This window comes from Streptomyces sp. MP131-18, assembly GCF_001984575.1.
Lineage (GTDB): Bacteria > Actinomycetota > Actinomycetes > Streptomycetales > Streptomycetaceae > Streptomyces > Streptomyces johnsoniae.
The window spans coordinates 3,762,625-3,783,924 of sequence record NZ_LZNS01000001.1; the positions used below are offsets into that span (position 1 = coordinate 3,762,625).

At 74.7% G+C, this 21,300-nt stretch carries 12 protein-coding genes; 3 read left to right on the forward strand and 9 right to left on the reverse strand.

Annotated elements, in window-relative coordinates; genetic code table 11:
* Nucleotides 1-16 precede the first annotated feature (16 nt).
* Together STBA_RS16775 and STBA_RS16780 are read left to right on the forward strand one after the other, a co-directional pair.
* A complete protein-coding gene (locus STBA_RS16775; RefSeq protein ID WP_077060030.1) occupies nt 17-463 on the forward strand; it encodes a hypothetical protein in 447 nt (148 codons plus the stop codon).
* Nucleotides 460-2,466 carry a CHAT domain-containing protein gene (locus STBA_RS16780; protein ID WP_077060031.1) on the forward strand — a complete coding sequence of 669 codons (2,007 nt, stop codon included), beginning with the start codon at nt 460-462 and terminating at the stop codon, nt 2,464-2,466. The genes STBA_RS16775 and STBA_RS16780 overlap by 4 nt, the downstream gene beginning before the upstream one ends.
* 15 nt (nt 2,467-2,481) lie before the next feature.
* Here the strand turns inward: STBA_RS16780 and STBA_RS39500 are convergent, their stop codons facing one another.
* The 9 genes from STBA_RS39500 to STBA_RS16825 all read right to left on the reverse strand — a co-directional run bounded on the left by STBA_RS39500 (nt 2,482) and on the right by STBA_RS16825 (nt 18,423).
* Complete coding sequence (locus STBA_RS39500) at nt 2,482-3,333, reverse strand: tetratricopeptide repeat protein (protein ID WP_077060032.1); 852 nt, start codon at nt 3,331-3,333, stop codon at nt 2,482-2,484.
* Nucleotides 3,330-5,915, reverse strand: coding sequence for an Hsp70 family protein (locus STBA_RS16790; protein WP_077060033.1), 2,586 nt, complete (start codon nt 5,913-5,915; stop codon nt 3,330-3,332). The genes STBA_RS39500 and STBA_RS16790 overlap by 4 nt, the downstream gene beginning before the upstream one ends.
* Nucleotides 5,912-6,598: a hypothetical protein gene (locus tag STBA_RS16795; protein WP_077060034.1), complete on the reverse strand. Its 687-nt coding sequence runs from the start codon at nt 6,596-6,598 to the stop codon at nt 5,912-5,914. Before STBA_RS16795 ends, STBA_RS16790 begins: the two co-directional genes overlap by 4 nt.
* Nucleotides 6,582-7,031 (reverse strand): hypothetical protein, encoded by a 450-nt coding sequence (locus tag STBA_RS16800; protein WP_143659500.1) that lies wholly within the window; start codon nt 7,029-7,031, stop codon nt 6,582-6,584. Before STBA_RS16800 ends, STBA_RS16795 begins: the two co-directional genes overlap by 17 nt.
* A gap of 26 nt (nt 7,032-7,057) precedes the next feature.
* Nucleotides 7,058-8,623: a hypothetical protein gene (locus STBA_RS16805; protein ID WP_077060036.1), complete on the reverse strand. Its 1,566-nt coding sequence runs from the start codon at nt 8,621-8,623 to the stop codon at nt 7,058-7,060.
* Nucleotides 8,620-11,676: a hypothetical protein gene (locus STBA_RS16810; RefSeq protein ID WP_079251975.1), complete on the reverse strand. Its 3,057-nt coding sequence runs from the start codon at nt 11,674-11,676 to the stop codon at nt 8,620-8,622. Before STBA_RS16810 ends, STBA_RS16805 begins: the two co-directional genes overlap by 4 nt.
* 8 nt (nt 11,677-11,684) lie before the next feature.
* Nucleotides 11,685-12,977 (reverse strand): serine/threonine-protein kinase, encoded by a 1,293-nt coding sequence (locus tag STBA_RS16815; protein ID WP_077060038.1) that lies wholly within the window; start codon nt 12,975-12,977, stop codon nt 11,685-11,687.
* Entirely contained in the window at nt 12,974-15,892 is a 2,919-nt protein-coding gene (locus STBA_RS16820; RefSeq protein ID WP_077060039.1) for an AAA family ATPase, read from the reverse strand. The genes STBA_RS16815 and STBA_RS16820 overlap by 4 nt, the downstream gene beginning before the upstream one ends.
* Before the next feature lie 272 nt (nt 15,893-16,164).
* Nucleotides 16,165-18,423 (reverse strand): Geosmin synthase, encoded by a 2,259-nt coding sequence (locus tag STBA_RS16825; RefSeq protein ID WP_077060040.1) that lies wholly within the window; start codon nt 18,421-18,423, stop codon nt 16,165-16,167.
* A 295-nt stretch (nt 18,424-18,718) separates the two neighbouring features.
* Here STBA_RS16825 and STBA_RS16830 point away from each other — a divergent pair, with 295 nt between their 5' ends.
* Nucleotides 18,719-21,286, forward strand: a complete 2,568-nt coding sequence (locus tag STBA_RS16830) for a rhamnogalacturonan lyase (RefSeq protein ID WP_253194775.1) — start codon at nt 18,719-18,721, stop codon at nt 21,284-21,286.
* The last annotated feature ends 14 nt before the right edge of the window (nt 21,287-21,300 follow it).

The window sequence follows — 21,300 nt, forward strand, 5'->3', positions numbered from 1 at the left end:
GGGAGGGGCGGACCCAATGGAGTGCGAGCTGGCGCTGGGCGGGGACGTGCCGCCGGGGGCGCACGACGAGCTGACCCGCAGGCTGTACGACGCGGGCGCGGCGACGCGGGTGGCGCCGCAGTGGGTGCGGGACCCGGAGCCGGGGCGGCGGGCCGGCGAGTTCATCGCCGTGGCGACGCTGGCGGTCACGTTCTCCGGCACGCTGGTCGCGGTGGTCGACGTGGTGCGCCGCTGGCTGATCGAGGGCCGCGAACGACGGTCAGGGGCGCGGCGCGGGGTGACGACGATCGTGCTGAAGGTGGACGGCACGGAGCTGGTCATCACCGAGCCGTCGACGGACGGGGAGCGGCAGGTCCTGGAGCACTTCCTCCGCACCCACGCCGCCGGGCGGACCGGTAACGGGCCCGGGGACGGCGGTAACGACGGGGACGGCGGGGACGGCGCCGGACGGCCCCTGCCGTGACCGCCGCGGGGATGACGACGCTCGACGTGCGCGAGCTGGCCCAGGGCCTGTCCGCGCAGTACACGTACGAGTTGCGCTCCGGTGAGCGGGGCGGCGACGGCGGCACGCGGGAGACCGAGTACACCGTCGACGTCAGCCCTGCGCTCGTATCCGACTGGTGTGCGCAGATGGACGCGCTGCTGACGTCGGCGGCCGGCGGGCCCGGCGCCGGGGACGACCCGGAGGAACGCCTGCGGGAGTTGGGCGCCCTGCTGTACGACCACCTGTTCCCGCGTGTCGGCGGCATCTTGCCGGACCTGGTCAGACGGCTGCGGGAGTCGATAGGGCCGCTCCTGGTCAGGACGAACGAGCCGGCGCAGGCCGTCCCGTGGGAACTGCTGCACGACGGCCGGGACTTCCTGGGACTCAAACACGACCTGGGCCGCCGTTCCGTCGGCAAACAGCAGGTGGTCGGCGGCAGGACCATCGACCGGCTGCGCCGGGCGCTGATCGTGGGCGACACCCTGGGCGATCTCGACGCCGCGCGCGAAGAGGTGGCGCGGGTCGCGGACTGGCTGCGGGGGCGCGGCGTGGAGTGCACGGTGGTGCGGGGCGCGGACGCGACCGTGTCCTCGGTGGTCAGGGAGCTGGCCTCGGACCGCAGACCCTACGACCTGTTCCACTACTGCGGGCACGTCGCGTCGAGCGGCGGCGTGGCCGGGCTGCTGATGCACCGGCGCGAGTTGCTCGACCAGGTCGCCCTCCAGACGCTGTCCACCCGGGGCGCACCGCCCGTGGTGTTCATCAACGGCTGCGCCTCCGCGGGGCGCGTCGCCAGCATGTGCCGGGCCTTCACGATCATGGGCGCCAAAACGGTGATCGGCACGCGCGCCGAAGTGGCGGACGACGGCGCGTGGCGCTTCGCCGAGCTGTTCTACGACCGGCTGCTGGGCGGTGAACCGGCGGGAGCCGCCGTGCGCGGGGCGCGCGCCGGGCTGCGCGAGCGGCCGGACGCGGCGTGGGCGTCGTTCGTGCTGTACGGCGACCCGACGGCGTACCTCACCGGTGACGCGCCGCCGGACCCGGCGCCCGAGGAGCCGCCGGGGAGCACGCGGCACGCCCTCACGCCCGACGCACTCATGCTGCTGACACAGATCCGGGCGAACGCCGTGCCGCGCGGTGTGGTCACGTCCGTCGATCTGCTGCTCGGCCTGCTCGGCCTGCGGGAGCTGCGCGAACGTGTGACGGAGCGCATCGGCACGGACCGGTTCGCGGTGCTCGTCGAGGTTGTCGGCTCGGTGCTCGACCGCGGCGGGGACGGCGAACTACCGCCGGATGACGTGCAGTTGTCGGACACCGTCACGCGGGTCCTCCTGGAGGCCGAGTCGGTCGCGGTGGCCGGCGGCAGGTCCGCCATCGGCACGGCCGACATCGCCGCCGCCTTCGTGACGGTGGGCGGCGGCATCTCGGCCCAACTGCTTGAGCTGTGCGGCCTCTCCCTCGACCAGCTGCTCCCCGAGGCCGTGGCGGAGCCCGAGGCCGTGGCGGAGCCCGAGGCGAAAGCGGAGCCCGGCGGCGACGAGCGCATGGCCGATGTCGTCCCCCTGCCGCGGGCGGCGGCCGACGCGAACGGGGACGGCCGGGTCTGGACCGACGGGCTCGGCGCCGGGACCGCGGCGGCGCTGCGGCTGGCGCGGCTGCTCGCCGAGTTGAAGGGCGAGATCATCGGCTCGCACACCCTGCTCCTCGCCTTCGGCGCGCTCGGCGACGAGACGCTGCGCCGCGGCCTCGCCGCCCAAGGGCCCGCCGGGGAGGCCGCATTCGAGAAGCTGGCGCGGCTGCTCGTGCCCCGTTCCCGCGACGTCTCGCCGCGGGTGAGCGGCGTGCTCGAGCGGGCGCCCGAAGGCGACGCCGCCGTGCTGGCCGCGCTCCTCGCCGACCACGGCTCCGCGGCGCGCGGGCTGCTGCGGGACCTGGGCGTGGACCCGGACCGCCTGGCCGAGGCACTCACCGACCCCGGCTGAGCCCGCACGCCGACGTCAGCCCGAAGAGCAGGCAGAGCCGGCGGAACCGGCGGAACCGGCGGACCCCGGGGGACCCAAAGAGCCCGGAGAGCCCGGAGAGCCCGGAGAGCCGACGGAACCCGGAGAACCCGGAGAGCCAGCGGAACCCAGAGGACCCGAAGAGCCCGCAGCGCCGACGGACCCCGGAGAACCCGAAGAGCCAGCGGAACCCGGAGAACCCAGAGGACCCGCAGCGCCAGCAGAACCCAGAGGACCCGAAGAGCCCGCAGCGCCGACGGAACCCGGAGAACCCGGAGAGCCCGCAGCGCCGACGGACCCCGGAGAACCCGAAGAGCCCGGAGCGCCCGGATGATCGCGAGTACCGGCAGAGCCGGAGGAACCCGAAGAGCCCGCAGAGCCGTAGGAGCCGGGAGAATCGGGGGAACCAGGAGTACCGGGAGAAACGGAGGAACCGGCAGAGCCCGAAGAGCCCGAAGAGCCCGCAGCGCCTGGGGGGTCGGCGGTCGCGAGGGTCGCGAGACCGCGGGGTGCCCGTGGGTCCTCCGGGCGGCGGCGCAGCACCTCCTCCCACTGGCGGCGTGCCTCGTCCGTGTCGCCGAGGCGCAGGCAGGCCAGCGCCAGCGCGTTCCTGGCCTCCGTGTCGCCGGGACACCAGTGGACGACGGCGGCGAAGCAGTCCCTGGCCGCCGCCGCCCGCCCGGCGCGCGCGGCGGCCAGGCCCCGGTTGAACAGCCGCGCGGGCCGGGCGTACAGCCTGGCGTAGCCGAACAGCGGCGTGCCGCAGCCGCCGCAGGCCCGCGCCGCGTACACGTTGTCCGTGCGGCACAGCGGAACGGGGCACGGCACGGTGAACTCCGTGCCGCTCACGGCCGGTCCACCGGCACGAACGAGCCGTCCTCGCCGCCGCGCCTGCGTCCCTTGAGGATGGTTTCGAGCTGTTCGAGCCTGCGCACCTCGCGCGCCGCCTCCTGCTGCACCCGCGCGGGGTCCTGACCGAGCACCGGTTCCAGCGCGCCGGCCCGGCGCGCCACGTCCTCGACGGTCTGCCGGTGCTCCTCGGTGCCGACGGCGGCGACGAGGCCGCGCAGCTCCGCTACGCGTTCCAGTACGAACGACAGCAGCCCCGCGGCCCGTTCCAGGTCGCTGAGCGGGGCGTCCTTGGTGAAGACCTTGGTCGTCAGCGCCCGCAGGTGTTCGAGGTAGCCGTGCAGCTGGCTCACGGCCTCGCCGTACGACCGCTGGTCGCCGGCCGCGAAGGCCCGTTCGCCCTGCTCGCGCTGTACGTCGATGGCGCGGCCCATCTCGACCGCGTCGTGCGGTACTTCGAGGTCGGCGGCGCGGGTGACGAGGTAGCGGTTCGCGTCCTCGCACTGGGCGATGAGCCGGTCGAAGTCGTGCTTCGGCGGTTCGAGGTCCGCCTCGGGCCGCCCGACGGAGCTGACCAGCTCCTCCATCTGCCCGAACTCGTGCACGGCACGGGCCGTGTCGCCCTCGGCGACCGCGCTGTCGTAACCCTGCTTCGCCTTGGCCATCTTGGCGTTGGACACGGTCCGTTCGCCCGTCGGCAGGTAGGCGACGGCCTCCTCGAACCCGCGGTGCAGCGCGGCGACCTGCTCCGCGTCCGGCAGCTCCCGCTCCGGCGGCACCTCCACCGCGCCGTCGAACGGGTGCTCGCCGATGGTGCCACGAACGGTGATGAGGAGCCCCGCATCCATCTCCACGTCCACGTGGATCGTGGTGCCGGCCGGGGTGGAGGACGGCACTTCCGCCGTGATGACCTTGATCTGGCGGCTCTGCTGGAACAGCCGGAACTCGACGGTGCCGGTGTCCCCCGGGTGGCTGAACGTGAAGTGCGCCTTGAGCGGCAGCGGGCGCATCGCCGGGATCAGCTCCCTGCGGTGCCGCCGCCCTGACCTGCTGACCTCCAGCAGGATCGGCTTGGCGCAGATCGCGCTGGTGACAGGCGAGCCCAGCGGCCCCGCCTCGCGGTCGTGCGTCACGGCGCGCGCCACCTGCGCGCGCGGCTCGCCCGCCGCGTCGAACACCTCGATCCCCAGCAGCGTCTGCGCGCCCGGGGTGACCGGCACCCGCAGGAACGAGAAACCGCCGCCCGGGGTCAGGTCCGCCGAGTCCTCGTAGCCGTCCTCCGCCGTCAGCTGCACGTAGCCGCCGGACAGGTCGATGCCGGGCGCGAGCGCCTGGGCGGTGCCCGCGACGGTGGCCCGTTCCGCGGTGGTCACCGCGGTGCCGCGCAGGGCGACGCGCACGGTCCGTTCCTCGTCGTGGAGTTCGAGGCCGCCGACGGCGGCGGCCCGGACCGCCGCGCCGAGCGCGACGACGGTGTCCACCCGTTCGTACACGGGCTCTGCGCCCTGGGAGTGCGCGCACAGCCGCTCGGTCACCAGCTGCCGCACCAGCGGCAGGTGCGTGGACCCGCCCGCGAGGATGACGCGGTCGACGTCGGCGAGGGTGATCCCGGCCTCCTTGCCCGCCCGGTCAAGCGCCTCCTCGCAGTACTGGAAGGTGCGTTCGACGAAGGGGCGGGCGGCCTCCTCCAGGTCGGCCCGCTCCACCAGGGTGTCGACGACGACGGGGTCGCCCGCCTGGTCCAGGACCGTTCCCGAATCCCGCAGCATGTACTCGGTGCGGTCGGTCAGCGCCTTCTTCGCGGCCTCGGCCAGGGACTTCAGCCGCCGGAAGCGCAGCGCGTCCTCCGGGTCGCCGCTGATGTCCAGGTCCAGCTGCCAGCCGTCCGCGCGCAGCAGCCCGAGCAGGTGGTGGGCGAGCGCGCCGTCGATGTCGTCGCCGCCGAGCATCGTGTTGCCGCTGATGCCCAGCACGCGGAAGTCGCCCGCGGTGCAGCGCACGACACTCACGTCGAACGTCCCGCCGCCCAGGTCGTACACGAGGAACGTGCCGTCCCTGATGCCCGCCTTCCAGCAGTAGTGGCTGGCCGCCGCCGTCGGCTCGTGCAGCAGGTCGACGACGCCGAGCCCGGCCAGCTCGGCGGCCTCCCGGGTGGCCTCCACCTGCGGCTGGTCGAAGTACGCGGGCACCGTCACGATGGCCCGGTCCACCAGCCAGCGCGTGCCCGCGCTGTCGAAGCCGGACACGTCCTGCTCGATCTGCCGCTTCATCTCCCGCAGGATCTCGGCCGACACCTGCGGCGGCGTGACCTGTTCCCCGCCGAGCGCGACAGTGCGGCCCGTGCCCATCAGCCGCTTGACGGAGGTCACCGGCTCCGGCTCGCTGCCGATTCGCGCGTACGCCTTGCGGCCGACGACGAGTTCGCCGTTGCGCGGGTTGCGCCACACGCAGCTCGGAGTGGTCCTGGCGCGGGTCGCGTCCTGGTGGATCACGGTGTCGGTGTCCGACGGATTCATCACGGCGACCGCGCTGTTGGTGGTGCCCAGGTCGATACCGACCGCCTTGCTCACCCACTGGGTCATTCCTGCTGCTCCCTCTCCCGCGCCGGTTCCACTGCCCCGCCCCGCGCGCCCTCGTGTCCCTGTGTGTTCTGTATGCCGCGCATGCTCTGTGTGTCCTGTGTGCTGCCGGCGGGCTGGTCCGTGGCCGGGTCCGTGGCCGGGTCCGTGGCCGGGGCGCCCATCACGACCTGGGCGAGGCGCACCACCACACCGCGGTCGCGGACCACCGGTTCCAGGGCCTGGGCCACGACCTCCGCCGGGTACTGGGCGCCGTGGCGCCACCGCAGCACGTCCACCTCGTCGGCGACGGCGTCGAACGGCTCGCCCGTGGGGTCCGTCGCCTCGACTCCGATCTGCGCCAGCTGCGTCTGCATCTGCTTGCACACCACGGCGAGCCGCCGGCCGAGATTCCGTTTGCCCGCCGCTTCCAGCGGCTCCACGGCCTCCGCCAGCAGGCTTTCGAGCCGCGCCACGTGAATGGCCAGCTCGACGGCCGCCTCCCTGGTACCGGCCGCCTCCGCATGCGCCTTGTTGCGCTCCTCGGCCACGTCGGACCAGAACCGCTGGAGCACCGCGGCCAGTTCGCGGTCGGGCGGCAGGTCCCCGCCGTCCCTCCCGGCCGCCTCCCGCGGGGCGGGCCGTTCGGCGAAGTCGTCCCAGTCCAGGGGCTCGTGCGCCCCGCTTCGCTCAGCCGAAGAGGACATCGCGCACCTCCAGCGGCGGCCGCTCCGGCAGCTCGTACGGCACCGGCGGCGCCTCGACCGCGGGCCGCACGTCCGCCTCCGGCGGCGCCAGCAGGGCTTCGGCCGCGGTCCGCGCCGCCGCCCCCAGATCGAAGTCCTCGGGCCCGAGCGGCCCGGCCGCGCGGCGGAGCGCGGCCGGGGTGACCGGGCCGCGCCGGTGCTTGCGGGCGAAGTCCGCCCACCGGTCGGCCCGGTAGTCGGTGGCCGGCGCCTCAAGGAACGCGTGCAGCCTGCGCGTCTCCGGGCGGCCCGTCAGCTCGTCCTTGGCCCACTCGGCGAGTGCGCGTTCCTCGTGCTCGTCGGCGATCAGCGCCAGGTCGCGGGCCTGCTCCACCACCGCCTCGTCGTCCGCGGTGACGGGAAGTCCCAGCACGTGGAAGGGGTTAGGTCTCATCTCAGTCCCTCGGGGTCACGGGCGGCCTACTGGTAGCGGAGCATCGGGGCCAGCTGGTAGATCTGCTCCCTGATGTGGTCCGGCGGATTCTTGGCGAGGGCCTGCCGCAGTTGCGACTGGGCCGACAGCTGGAGCTGCGGCTGTGTCCGCCGCGGCGCGGCGCCGCTCTGCTTCAGCAGGACCAGCGCCCGGTAGATCAGGACCGTGCACTCCTCCTCGGCCGTCGAGGTGTACTGGGCCGCCCGCCGCAACTCGTCCAGCGCCCGCGCGTACTGGCTGCGTTCGAGCAGCTGCTCGGCCAGCCGCACGTGCGCCGCGTGGCGCACGAGCCGCACGTCCTCGCCGGCCTCCGGAATGTGCTCGACCGTCCGCATGGCGTCCAGCGCCTCCTGGGGGCGACCGCCGTTGAGGGCGTCCGTCGCCCGGTCGAAGGCGCTCTTGAGGGTCGCCGCCGTCCGCTGGTCCTTCATGAGGTCCTCGGCGTTGCTGTTCAGCGGGTTCCACTCGAGGGCGGTCCGGTACGCCTGCTCCGCGGCGGCCGGGTCGTCCGCGATGAAGCCGCGGAACATGAAGTGCTTGGACAGCGCCTGGTTCTCGCGCAGGTGGCTCTGCCCCGGCGTGGCGACACCGGCCAGGTCGTCGGCGAAGTGCCGCGCCAGCCGCACCGCGCCCTTCATCTGACGCTGCCGGGAGGCGTCGTCCACCGGCAGCCCGTAGATGCAGTACTGCCACTCGTTGCACCATTCAAGACCGGCCGTCAGCACCCGCGGCAGCGGAACGTCCAGCCCGGCCAGCGGCAGCAGCCGGTGAACGGCCGACGTGAAGTCCTTGGTGATGCCGGGCGGCAGCTTCGCCACCGCGTCCGCGTCTTCGAGCACCTCCTCGGCGTGGCGGATCGCCTCGTGCGACCAGTCGTCGATGACGCGTCCGGCGAGGCGCGACACGTCGGCCCAGCGGCCGGGGTCGGCCGGGGACAGCCAGGTCAGGCGGGTGCCGGCCAGCAGGTCGCGCACGGCGGCGGCGCCGCCGCGGCAGGCGTCGAGCACCCGCAGGTGGGTCTCGGCGAGGCCGGGCTCGTCCTGGTCCAGCGCGACCGTACCGTGCTTGCGGTGCAGGCCGAACAACTCCTCGCAGACCACGGCCCGCAGCTCGTCCTCCGCCTCGGCCACCGCCTCCCGCGGCGCGGCCTGGAGCTGCCAGAACGTCGCGGAGGCGAGCAGCAGCACCCACAGCGCGGTGGTGGTGGCGAGCAGGTCGGCGGCCCGTTCCGTGTGCGGGGGCAGCCGCAGCGTCTGCTCGCGGTAGATAACGGCGAGGGTGTGGTGGAGGCTCAGGTCGAGTCCGCGCCGGCTCAGCAGTCCTGACCAGGCGCCGGCGATGCGGTCCTGGTCGTCGGCGAGGAGCGCTTGGCGCAGCACGCCGTCGGACTCGATGGCCCGTTCGAGCGCCGGGTAGCGCCCGGCCCTGTCCCACGGCACCGGGTCCTGGGGCGCGTCGGGGAACAGCGCGTCGAGCAGCCGCTCCACGCACACCGCGCTCTGCAGGCCGCGGGCCGCGTCCTTGGCCTCGCCCGGCCTGATGCCACCCGTCATCGCAGGTCCCTCTCTTCCCCGCTCGCCACCTCGACGGGGCCGCCCGCGGCGATCCTGGCGACGTGGCGCAGCAGCCGCGCGGCCCGCAGCGGGTCGCCGTCCTGCCGGGCGGCCACCGCACGGTGGCACAGCAGCCGCACGTAGTCCCCGCGGGCTTCGCCCGCCTCGCCCCCGCCGCGCTCCGCCGCGGTGACGGCCTGCCGCCACAGCCGCCCGGCGAGTGCGAACTCGCCGACGACGGTGGCGCAGCGGGCGTGCACGGCGGGGTCGAGCCCTTCGGCGCCGTGCTCGGCGAGCCGCCGCACGTACGGCGCGAACGCGTGCGCAGGGCCCGCCCTGCGTCCGCCGCCAGGGGCGGGCCGCGCGCACAGCGCGGGCAGGGCGCGGGTCAGGTCGACGACGGCGGCCAGGGCGTCGCCGTCGCTGCCGCCGTTCCCGCCGCCGTCCCCGGTGGTCGCGGCGGCGGTGGTGGCCGCGGTGGCCAGCGCGTCGAGCGCGGCGTCCGGGTCCTGACCGGCCAGCGCCGCGGCCCGCAGGAGGCCGAGCGCGGCGGGCTCGCCGTCCGCCGCGGGTCCGCCGTCCGCGGCGGACGGCGGGCGGCCCGCCAGCGCGTCCGCCAGCAGGGCGCAGGCGCGGTGCGCCCGCGTGCCCCCGCGCACGCCCGCCAACCGTCCGGCGGCGCGTTCCCGTTCGCCCGCTTCGAGCGCCAGGGCCGCGGTCACGAGCGCGTGCAGCGGCCGGTCGGCGGACGTCTGCCCGCCGGGCTCTGGTTCCGGGGCCGCCAGGGCCGCCGCGGCAGCGGTCAGGTCGGCCGCGTGGTGGGTCGCGGGGCCGGGGTGGCGGGCCGCGAGGCGGTGCAGGATCGCGGCGAACGCGGCGCGGCGGGCGGGCGACTCGCTCGCCGTCCCGGCCGCCGCCAGGGCGGTGGCCAGGGCGGGCACGGCCAGGTCCGCGGAGGCGCCGGGCCGTTCGGCGAGGCTGCGGAGGCGCTCCGCGCGGTTGAGCGGGAAGCCCTCCGGATCGTCGGCGAGGGCGGTCACGCTCAAGACCCACTCGGCCCACGGGTGCCGCTCGGCCGCGGTCCACACCGCCGCGCCGGGCCTTCGGTCGGGCGCGAGGGTGCCGTCCGCCGCCGCCCGGGCGGCGGCGGCGAGGGCGTACGCCTCGTCCGGCAGGGTGCCGGGCGCGGCGGACAGCGCGGCCTCGAAGTCCCGCGCGGCGCGCGCCGCGTCGCCGCCCCGCAGCCACAGCGCGCCCCGCGCGGACGCGACGTACGGCGGCACGCCGGACCCCAGGGCTTCGAGGCGCCGCGCGGCCACCAGGGCCGGTGCGCCGTCCCGCGCGGCCGACGGGACGTCATCGGGAACGTCCTCGGGGACGTCCTCGGGGAGCAGCGCCTCCGACCAGGCCGTCAGTACCTCGGCCTTGGCGCCGGTGCAGCCGTCGAGGAGCCGGCGCGCGGGGCGCGGGCGCCCGGCGTGCAGATGGTGCGCGGCAAGGATCAGGTGGGCGCGCCGGGTGTGCCCGAGTCGCGCGGCCTCGCCGAGGAGGCGTTCGGCCTCCTCCGGCTCGCCCGCGAGCGACCGCAGACCCGACCACAGGAACCGGTCGGCGCGCGGCAGCCGCCGGTACAGCGGGTGCCGCAGCAGGGTGCGCATGCCGTCGGCGCCGCGCCGGGCGTACGCCTCGCCGAGCGCCGTGCGCAGCGCCTCAAGGCGCTCCGGCGTGCCAGCGCCCGCCGGCAGCGGTCCCGGCTCCGCGCCTGGCCGCGTGCCCGCGGCCAGGTCGCGCCGGGCGGCGCCGACCCGCGCGTAGCCGGCCGGCGGCCCGGAGACGGTGAGGCCCGCGGTCAGGCCCGGGTCCGCGTCCCACAGCAGGCAGCCGAGTGCCCAGGGCACGGCCGCCCGGCCACGGTCCCGCGCCCGGCCGGTCAGCAGCTCGGCCCAGGCGCCGTGGTAGATCCAGAGGTCCCGCCCGGGCGGCGCGTCGGCGCCGCCGTTACGCTCCGCGAAGGCGGTGACCGGGTCGAGGGCGGCGTGCGCGCGTTCCGCATCGCCCTCCACCAGGTGCAGGCGCCCGCGCGCGTAGGCGAACCACGCGCCGACGTACGCTTCGAGCGCCAGCGTGCCGACATGCTCGGCGCGCGCCGGTGGACTTTCGTCCGTGTCCGCGTCCAGCCAGGTCAGCACGTCGATCAGTTCGCCGAGCCGCGCGAGCGCCCCGCCCGGCGCGGCCCGGCGGCAGCGCCCCCGCAGCCAGCCGGGCGTGCCGGCCGCCTCGCCGGTCCTGATCCAGGCGGCCAGCAGGCCGAGCAGCGCCGTCTCGTCGTGCGGGTCCGCGGTGCACGCGGCGGCGAAGTGCTCCCTGGCCTCGGCCGGGCGGCCCGCCACGCGCAGCCGGTGCAGGCCCAGGGCGCGCGCGGCGCCCGGCACCCCGGCCGGGCGCGCGGGACCGGCCAGCTCGGCCGCCGCGGCCAGCGTGTCCGCGTCGTCGGTGAAGCCGACGCGCAGCACCTCGGCGACGCGTTCCGGCACGCCGGGCGGCAGGGGGCCGCCCCGCGCGAGGCGGGCGGCGTAGATCCGCAGGTGTTCGGGGCCGCGGTGCCCGGCGCGCGCCAGGTCGGATGCCGCGGCGTCGCGGGCCGCCTCGTCGCTGCCCGGCGCCCAGTACAGCTCGGTGAGCAGCGCACCGGCGGCGGCGGCTTCGCCGCGGGCGGCGCGGGCGGCGATCAGCGGGCGCCACGCCTGCTCCAGGGTGAACGCGGGCCCGGCGAGCTGCCGGCCCGCTTCGGCGAGCGCCGTGAAGTCCTCCTCGCCCAGCAGCCCGAGTAACCGCGGGTCCGTGACGGAGGCGACGAACGGCACCCACAGCACGCCCGCGGGCGCGGGCCGCGCGGCCAGCACGTCGCGGAGCCGGCGCAGCCGTTCCAGCGCCTGCGCCGGATCGGGCTCCGCGACGGCGTCGGCCCAGCGGTTCCGCAGCCGCCCGGTCGCGGTGAAGACGTTGCGGAACGACCGCACCGGTGCCTGCGGAGCCTTCTGCCCTTCGGCCACGGCCGCGTTCACCCCCTGCCCAGCTCGCGTCGGCGCAGCCACTCGAAGTGGTCGGCCTGGAAGGTGTTGCCCGCCCTGCGGTAGCAGGCCACGGTCCGCACCAGCAGCGCGGCGCGCTCGTTGCGGCTGCGCAGCAGCGCCGTGTCCTTCGCCAGCAGCCAGGCGTCGGCCAGCCGGTCGCCCGCCGTGCCGTCCTCGCCGAGCGCGGTCAACGCGTCGGCGAGCCGCCGCAGGGCGGCCAGCCGGGCGGCGGGGGGCAGTTCGCCTGCCAGGGTGCGGGTCAGCAGGCGGCGTGCGCCCTCCGCGTCGTTCGCGGCGAGCAGCCCGGCGGCCCGTTCCACGTCGTCGGCGCCCGGCGGGCGGGCCCGCGCGCCCGCGGACTCTGCCGCGGCCAGCGCGTCGAGCAGGTCGGCGGCGGACCGGTACCGCTGGTCCGGATCGGTCCGCAGGCAGCGCAGGACCAGGGCGTCGACGGCCGGTCCCACGGTGTTGTTCAGCGTGGACGGCGGGGCGGGCGTGACCAGGCGCTTCTGCTGGTAGAGCCAGTCGCCGTGCGAGACGTCGGGCACGTCAGGGGGCGGCACGAGGTGACCGAACGGGTGGCGGCCGGTCAGGCCCTCGTAGATCACCACGCCGAGCGAGTACAGGTCGGAGGCCGGAACGCTGTGGCCCTGCGAGGTCTCGGGCGCCATATACCGCAGGGTGCCCGCTACGCCCGGGACCTGTCCCGAAGCGACCAGCCGGGCCGCGAGGCCGAAGTCGATCAGCCGCACGGTGAGATCGGTGCCGAGCAGCACGTTGTCCGGCTTCAGATCGCGGTGCAGCAGCGGCGGGTCGAGCGCGTGCAGGCCGCGCAGCGCCACGCAGATCTGCCGCGCCCAGGTGAGGAGCTGGTGGGCCGGCACGGTCTTCAGGGACGCGAACTGGTCGGCCAGCGTGGTGCCCGGCACGTACTCCATGACGAGGAACGCGCGCCCGTCCGCGTCCGCGGCCAGGCCGCCGTCGTAGACATGGACGAGATGCCTGCGCGCCTCGGCGTCGGTCATGCCGTCCATCGCCTCGGCGAGCCGCAGCACGTCCGTGAACAGCTCGCCCGCGTTCTCCTCCGTCATGCGGGCGCGGCGGGACAACTTGCACGCGACGCGCCGCACCGGGCGGCCGAGGATGTGCTGTGTGCTGCGGAACACGCCGCCGAACGCACCGCCGCCGACCCAGTCGGTCAGCCGGTAGCGGCCCGCGACCGTACGGCCCACGAACGACCGCAGGTCCTCGCCCTCCTCGCCGCCGCCGGCGCCGCTCACCGCGCCTCCCCGTTCTTCGCCGGGTCGCTCTTCACCAGGTCGCTCTTCACCAGGTCGCTCTTCACCAGGTCGCTCTTCACCAGGTCGGGCGCCGCGGCGAACCGGACCTCGGTGCGGGGCGGCGGGCCCGGGTCGAAGCTCAGCTCGATGCGCGCGCACCGCCGGTAGTCGTCCTCCAGGCGCTCCTGCGCCTTCAGGATCGGGTCCTCGATGAGGTCGGTGAGCAGCTCGCGCAGCTTGCGCGCCCCCTCCTTGCCGTCGGCCGCCTCGTTGCCCTCGTGCGCGCGCCGCGCCGCCCAGGCGATCAGCCGCTCGGGAACGACCAGGTCCTTCTCGCGCTTCTCCCGCCAGAACGCCTGCTTCGCGCCGACCATCTTCCGGCAGATGCCGGTCATCGCGTCCTCGTCCAGCGGCCGGAAGACGATGATCCGCCGGATACGGGCCAGGAACTCGGGCGTGAACACCGGGTCCTCGTGCGACCCGCCGCTGCGCGCCCGCAGCAGTGCCTCCTTCACGGCCGCCGCGATGTCCTCCTCGTCGGCGCCCTGGCGGGTCATGCGGGCGATGACGTCGTGGCCCGCGTTCGTGGTGAGGATGAAGATGGCCCGGTCGCCGTGCGCACGGACGCCGCGCCTGTCCTCGATCCAGCCCTCGTCGAACAGGTTGAGGAACGGCCGCCACACCTCGGCGTGCGCCTTCTCGGCCTCGTCGAGGAGGAACACGCCGTACGGGTCGGCGTTCAGCTCGTTGACGATGCGCCCGCCACGTTCGTGCCCGACGTAGCCCTGCGGGGAGCCGAGGATGCTGGAGACGCTGTGCCGTTCCGTGAACCCGCCCATGGGGTAGGTCTGGAGCAGCTTGGACGTCGAGTAGAAGCTCGCGACCGTCTTGGCCAGCTCCGTCTTGCCGACGCCGGTCAGCCCGGCGAACAGCATCACCGACGCGGGCCCGCCGTCCGCCCCGGCGAGGCCCGCCTTGATGCGGCGCAGCTCGCCCGCGACCGTCGCGACCGCCCGGTCCTGGCCGAAGACCGAGCCGCCGAGCGCCTGTTCGTAGTCGACGCGCTCGCCGCCCGTGCCGGCGATCTGCGCCGCGGGAACGCCGGAGACCTCCGCGATGACCCGCACCACGTCGGCCACCCCGACCTCGGACTGCGGGTCCCCGAGCTGCGTGCGGCGGTAGTGCAGGTCCTCCGCGGCCCGGCGCAGCACCTTGACGGCGGCGAGCGGCAGCCGCTGGCTGAGGATGAAGTCGCCGGCCATCACCACGGCCCGGTCGACGGCCTTCCCGGCCACGGCGATGCCGAACTCCGCGGCCAGCCCGTCCGCCGCCTGCCCCACCATGTCCCGCGCGGCGTCCCGGCCCGGCTCCGCCAGCTCGACCCGGGTCGTCAGCTCGCGCAGCGCGTGGTCGGCGGCCAGCAGATCGTCGTAGTCCTGCCCCGACAGCACCCCGACGAGGTGCAGGCGGCGTTCCTTCAGCGCGCTGCGCAGCGTCAGCACGTGGGTCGTGCCGTTCGGGCCGCGCAGCAGCGCACCGAGGCCGTCGAGGCAGACGACGAGGTCGGTGCGGCCCGCGACGTCGGAGATGATGCGGCCCAGCTTCTCCGCGCTCTCCGCGGGCGCCACGTCCTGGCAGTCCACGTGCAGGAACCGCTTGCGCCGCAGGAACGGAATGGTGCCGTCCGCGGCGCGCCTGGCCAGCTCCCGCAGCAGCGTCGTGGCACCGACGCCGGACTCGCCGGTGAGCAGCACGTGGTTGCCGACCGTGCGGTGCAGGGCCCGGTTCACCGGGTCGAAGTAGTGGTCCAGGTGCGGAACGGGCGGGATGCCCTCGGTGCGCGCCAGCCACGTCAGATCCTCGGACGGCGGCGCCCCGGCCGCCGGCCGGAACGGCACCTCACGCGGCGCGGCGGTACGCGCGGACCGCAGCTCCTGGTCCAGGTGGTCGCGCATCCGCCCCACGTTCAGGCGCAGCGGCTCGCCCTCCAGCACGGCGGCCAGCCGTGGCGGCGGGTCGGCGAGCAGCGCTTCGAGCAGGTGCCCGGTGTCGGCGCGCTCCCCGCCGCGGAGCGCCGCGGCGCGGCGCGCGGCGTGCAGCAGCGCGAGCAGCGGGTCGCCCAGACCGTCGCGGTGCAGCGGCGGGGAGTCCTTGGCGTGCTCGGACAGCCGGAACGCGCCGTTCAGTACCTCCACGGCCTTCACCAGGCCGATCCGCGGCGGTATCTGGAGCCGGACCAGGCGCTCGGTCAGGCCCTCGGTCTCGGCGAGCAGCGCCAGGAAGCAGTGCGCGGGCAGCAGCCGGTCGTACCCCAGCTCCCCGGCCCGCTCGGCGGCCAGTTCCAGCACGCCCCAGGCGTCCGCGGAGAACTCCTCGGACCGCAGCCGGCCCGAGGCGTCGTCGAGCAGCGTCGGCAGCGGCTCGCTGCTGACCCGCACCTGCTCGTCGAGCGCCAGGACGGCGGCGGGGGCGTCCAGGACGCTCCCGAGGAACGTCAGGTCGTCGGCGTCCTGGTGCTCCAGCAGCCGGGCGAGCAGCAGTTCGAGCGCGACGGGCCGCAGCCGCTCCCGGTCCGCGGCCAGCGCCTTTTCGAACGCGTCGAGTGCGGCCAGCGTCTCGGGCGCGCAGCGGGCGCGCGAGCCGTCGAACGGCCGGGACGACGCCCCGCTCCCGCCCGCGCCCGCGTTGTAGACCTCGATGGTCTCCCGCAGGTGCCTGGGCTGTGCGCCGTCGGCGAGCGCCAGGCCGAGCACGGACAGGACGGCCTGGTCGCCGGAGCCGATGACCGCGTGCAGGATGTCGCTGGGGCGCAGGACGGCACCGCAGCGCAGTGTGGCGTCCAGCAGGATGCCCGTCGTGCGCTCGTCCCCCAGGGCCTGAGGGCTGAAGATTCCATCGGGAAAGAGCAGTGACAACGTGTCCCCCCTGCGAGCTCGCACGGGTCGGCGGAGCGACAACTCCCCCGTGCAGTGACATAGTTTCGCACCCGCATGGTTGCGCCCGCGGCCGAATCCGCGACAAGCACCGCGGTGCCGGGCAGGGGCCGCCGACGCGGGCGCGGGCCCGGCCGAGGGGACGACGGCAGGCGTGGACGGTCGCGTCCTGGCGGGGGACCGGCGGCTGCCGGCCGATCGTCGCCGGGCGCGCCCGCCGCGCACCGCACGGCGGGCGGCGGGCGCGGCCGGCGCTACGCGCCCTGGCGCACCACCGCGGGGGCCTGCCGCCCCCAGGCGCCGGCGGGCAGGGGAATCCGCGCGGCCGCGGTGCCGAGCCCCATCGGGCCGCCGAGCGGCCACCCGCGGCCGGAGTGGCGGCGCAGGTCGGACTCGCGGTAACGGCGGCAGTAGCGGTGCCAGTTGAGGATGCCGGCCAGCCAGTTCTCCAGGTCGCGGACGTAGCCGTCGAGGATGCCGCGCACCTCGTCGTCGAGTCCGAAGTCGTCGTAGAGCACCGGCAATTCGTGCGCGGCGACGTGCTGGAACTGCCGCATGCGCTCGGACATCAGGTCGTTGATGATGCGCAGCGCGGCCGGGTAGTCGCAGTCGAAGAAGTCCTGCACGACGAGCAGCCCGTTGTGGATCTCGCCCTCGTACTCGATCTCCTTCTGGTACGAGAAGACGTCGTTCATCAGGCAGGCATAGTCGCTCGCCGCGTTCTCCAGGGAACGGATGGGCCCGCTGCGGTAGATCTCCTGCGGCACCTTCGGGCCGTGCCCGAGGCGGCACAGGCACATCGTCAGGTCGGAGCCGAAGGTCATCCGGCGCATCTCGACGTAGTCCACCGGCTCGGGAATGCGGTTCTGCGCCTGGTTGTCCAGCTCCCACACCCAGGAGGCCGTCATCACGTCGATCGTCTCGCGGAACCGGCGGCGGGCGGGCACGGTCATCGGCCCCGCGGTCCTGGGCCACAGGTCGGCGAGGCTGCGTTCCAGCGGCGACACGGGTGGCGGAACGGCCGCGGGGTCCTCGACCGGCATGAACTGCCCGAGCCGCCGCGTCGCGGCCCGCGCGCCCGCGACGTCGTGGGTGGGGCCGAAGACGACCGGGTACAGGTCGTCGCCGTAGGTGCCCCAGGCGAGCCAGGCGGAGACGAGGTCGAGCGCGTCCGCGGAGGCGTCGGGCGCGAGCCCGGCCGCGCACAGCGGCAGGTCGTAGTCCGCCAGCTTGGCCTCGGTCCAGGGCACCCCGTCGAGGATGCCGACCCGGTGCGCCCAGTCCCGCACCCGCTCCCGCGCGCCGTCGAGGTGCGCGTTGAGCCGCAGGTCGAACGGCATGAGGAAGCCGGGCAGCAGCGAGGGCCCGACCCGCTGGTGCGGCACGTGCCGGAAGCGCCTGGCCCGCGCGGACTCCGCCCTGCGGGTCGTGGTGACCGCCCCGGCACCACGGCCGAACGGGACCGCGGCGCCCGCGGTCCCGAGCCCGCCAGGACCGTCCAGCGGCGAACGGGCGGGCCCGGCAGCCCCGTTCATGTACCGGCTGGAGCGCAGGTGCCACTCGTGCCCGCCGGACTGCCAGTCCTGGAGGCCCTTGGCGTACGCCAGGACGCGGGCGCCGGACGCGGCGTCGAGGCCGGTCTCGGCGAACAGCGCGGCCAGTTCGGTGACGGCGGTGTGCTCGAACTGCTGGAGCCGCGCGGTGAGCAGGTCGTTGACGGCCTCGGCGGCTTCCTGGGTGGTGCATTCGAGGAACGTTTCGAGCACGAGCACCCCGTTGCTCATCTCGCCCTCGTCCTCGATCTCCCGCTGGTAGGAGAACAGGTCGTTGCGCAGGTGCACCCCGTCGGAGAACGTGTCGCGCAGCACGCGCAGCGGCCGGCTGCCCGCCACCACCGCCGGCACCTCGGCCCGCGCCGCGAACTCCACCAGGCCGGCCGACCAGGGCGCGCCGCCGACCTTGCGCCGCATCTCGATGTACTCGACCGGATTGGGCACGCGGCCCGCATTGATGTTGGACAGCTCCCACAGCGACTCGTTCAGCAGGTTCTCGGTGCTTGTCGAGAAGCGCCGCCGCCAGTCCTCCGACATGGCGGGCACCGTCCTGGCCCAGAGGTCGGCGAGACCCGCCTCCACCGGGTTGGCCGGCTCGGGCGTGCCCGCGGACAGGTCCATCGGCATGAACGCGGGCAGCCGGTCCAGGTACGCCTTGCCGCCGGCGCGGTCCTGGGAGCGCTTGAACGTTTCGAGGAAGTGGTCGTCGAAGAAGAAGACCCACACGTACCAGTCGGTGACCAGGCACAGGTCCTCGGCGGACGCGTCCGGGTGCGTGTAGGCGCACAGCAACGGGTAGTCGTGGGCGTCCAGATCGGCTCCGGTCCAGATACCGGAGCCCTCCAGCATCCCCATCTCCGCGGCCCAGCGCGGCGAGTGCTCCCGCGCCCGGTCGAGATGGGCATTGAGCCGTGCGGGATACGGCATGTAGAACGCGGGCAGTTCGAAGGGCTGGGTCATGGCTCGTCTCCCGGTGTCGCGTGGCACCCGAACGGCCCAGCCTTACGCGTGGCCACCGCGCCGCGCCGGACAAGTCCCGGAATCCGCCGCCCAATTCGCCGGTTCGAGTGAATCACGGCACGTGTGCCCGGTGGCTCTGCGTGACGACGCGGACTCTTGACGGCGGGGCGGGGCCCTCGTACTGTCGCGCCGACCTGACTTGAAACGTCTCATTGAAACGACTCAATCGGCCTTGCGCAGAAGGGCGTCAACGATGACACCACCGGACAGACGAAGGACCCGGCATCGGCGGTGGGTGGCCGCGCCCCTGGCCGGACTCATGACCGCCGGGCTCCTCGCCGCCGCGGGCGGTGCCCCCGCCCGCGCCGACGCGCCCGCCGAACGGGGCGGCGGCCGGACGGCCGACGGCATCCAGCTCGAACACCTCGACCGGGGCCTCGCCGCCGTCGCCACCGAGGAGGGTGTGTTCCTCAGCTGGCGGCTGCTCGGCTCCGAGGTCACCGGCGCCGCGGAAACCGGCATGACCGGCGCCGACTTCAACGTCTACCGCGACGGCGAACTGCTCGGCACCGTCACCGACTCCACCAACTACCTCGACGCCGGTGCCCCCGGCGACGCCGAGTACCGGGTGGCCGCCGTCGTGGACGGCACGGAGGTCGACCTCAGCGACCCCGTCGCCCCCTGGTCCGAGGGCTATCACGAACTCCCCCTGAACAAGCCCGCCGACGGCGTCACCCCGGCCGGCGAGACGTACACGTACTCGGCCAACGACGTCAGCGTCGGCGACGTGGACGGCGACGGCACCTACGAGTACGTCGTCAAGTGGTACCCGTCGAACGCCAAGGACGTCTCGCAGGTCGGCTACACCGGCAACGTCTACCTCGACACCTACCGCCTCGACGGCACCCTGCTGCACCGCATCGACCTCGGCGTGAACATCCGCGCCGGCGCGCACTACACCCAGTTCCTCGTCTACGACTTCGACGGCGACGGCCGCTCCGAGATCATGCTCAAGACGGCGCCCGGCACGAAGGTCACCCGCTACCGCGCCGACGGCTCCGTCGCGTCCGAGCGGTACATCACCATGCCCCGCGAGGACGTGCGGGACGGCTGGTCCCACGAGGACGACTACCGGCTCAGCGCCGAGGACTACTACGACCACGTGGTCGACATGTTCCGCGGCTGGCACGAGCACCCCGAGGTCGTCGCGGGCAACTGGCCCGCCACCCTGGAGGAAGCCTTCGGCATCGACCCCGCCTACGACTACCCGCTCGGCCGCGAGGACGCCGAGGCGCTGGCCGACCACTTCATGGACGTGTACGCGCCCGCCCGCAGCGAGCGCAACAACCTGCGCGCGTTCGAGGGCTTCATCCTCGACGGGCCCGAGTACCTCAGCGTCTTCGACGGCGGACACGGCCGCGAGCTGGACACCGTCCACTACGAGCCGGGCCGCCACGACGACGGCCTGATGTGGGGCGACTACGCGATGGCCCGCATCGAGCCGGGCAACCGCGTCGACCGCTTCCTGTCCGGCGTCGCCTACCTCGACGGGCAGCACCCCTCCGCCGTCTTCGCCCGCGGCTACTACACCCGTTCCACGCTGGTGTCCTACCGCTGGGACGGGCAGCGGCTGCGCGAGGACTGGAACGTCGACAGCGGCTGGACGCCCATGTCCAACCCGTTCAACGACAGCCCGCACGGAGTCGACGGCACCGACCCGGAGTTCGGCACCCTCACCACGCAGGGCTACCACTCGCTGAGCGCCGCCGACGTCGACGGGGACGGGCGGCACGAGATCGTCTACGGCTCGGCCACCATCGACGACGACGGCAGCCTGCTGTACAGCTCGTTCGCCGAAATGCCGCCAGGCAGCGCCGATCCGGGCGCGCAGGCGCGGCTCGGCCACGGCGACGCGATGCACGTCACCGACATCGACCCGGACCGGCCGGGCCTGGAGATCTACGCCGTCCACGAGGGCGCCACCTCCGCGCCCCTCGGCTACTCGATGCGCGACGCGGCGACCGGCGAGGTGCTGTACGGCGAGTACACCGGCCTCGACACCGGCCGCGGCATGATCGGCGACGTCGTGCCCGAGGAGCCGGGATACGAGACCTGGGCCAACCACCCCGAGGGCGGCACCGACCCGGACGGCGTCGGCCTGTGGACGGCCGACGGCCGCTTCCTCGGCGCCGAGACGCCCGGCACCAACCAGAACATCCGCTGGTCCGGCGACCTGACCACGCAGATCGTCGGCGGCTACGGCTACCTCGGCGAGGACACGGTCATCGAGGACTGGCAGCGCGGCACGCTGCTGACCGCGGAGGGCACCACGACCAACAACCACACCAAGGGCAACCCGTCCCTGGTCGCCGACGTCCTCGGCGACTGGCGCGAGGAGCTGCTCGTCCCCACCGCCGACAGCACCAGCCTGCGCCTGTACCTCAGCACCGAACTGACCGGCCACAAGCTGTACACGCTGATGCACGACCCCCAGTACCGGGCGGAGGTCGCGCGCCAGCAGACGACGTACAACCAGCCCGCCTACCCGGGCTTCTACCTGGCGTCCGACACCGACTTCGCCGACGTTCCCGTGCCCGACCTGTGGACCCCGGGGGGCGTGGGCGCGCTCGCGGACCAGCTGACCGGGTACGTGCGCAGCGACGACGTGAACCGCCTGACGGCGATCCTGCTCACCCCGTCGCTCGCCCTGGCCGAGGCGCGCATGGCCCGCGGCGACCACCGCGGCACGGCCGACGCCCTGGAGCGCTTCGCGGACACCCTGGAACGCGCCCGCGGCATCTCCGAGCCCGCCCGCGCGGCCCTCGCCCACCGCGCGGAGACGCTCATCGCGTCCCTGCGCTGACGCGCGCGGCCGCC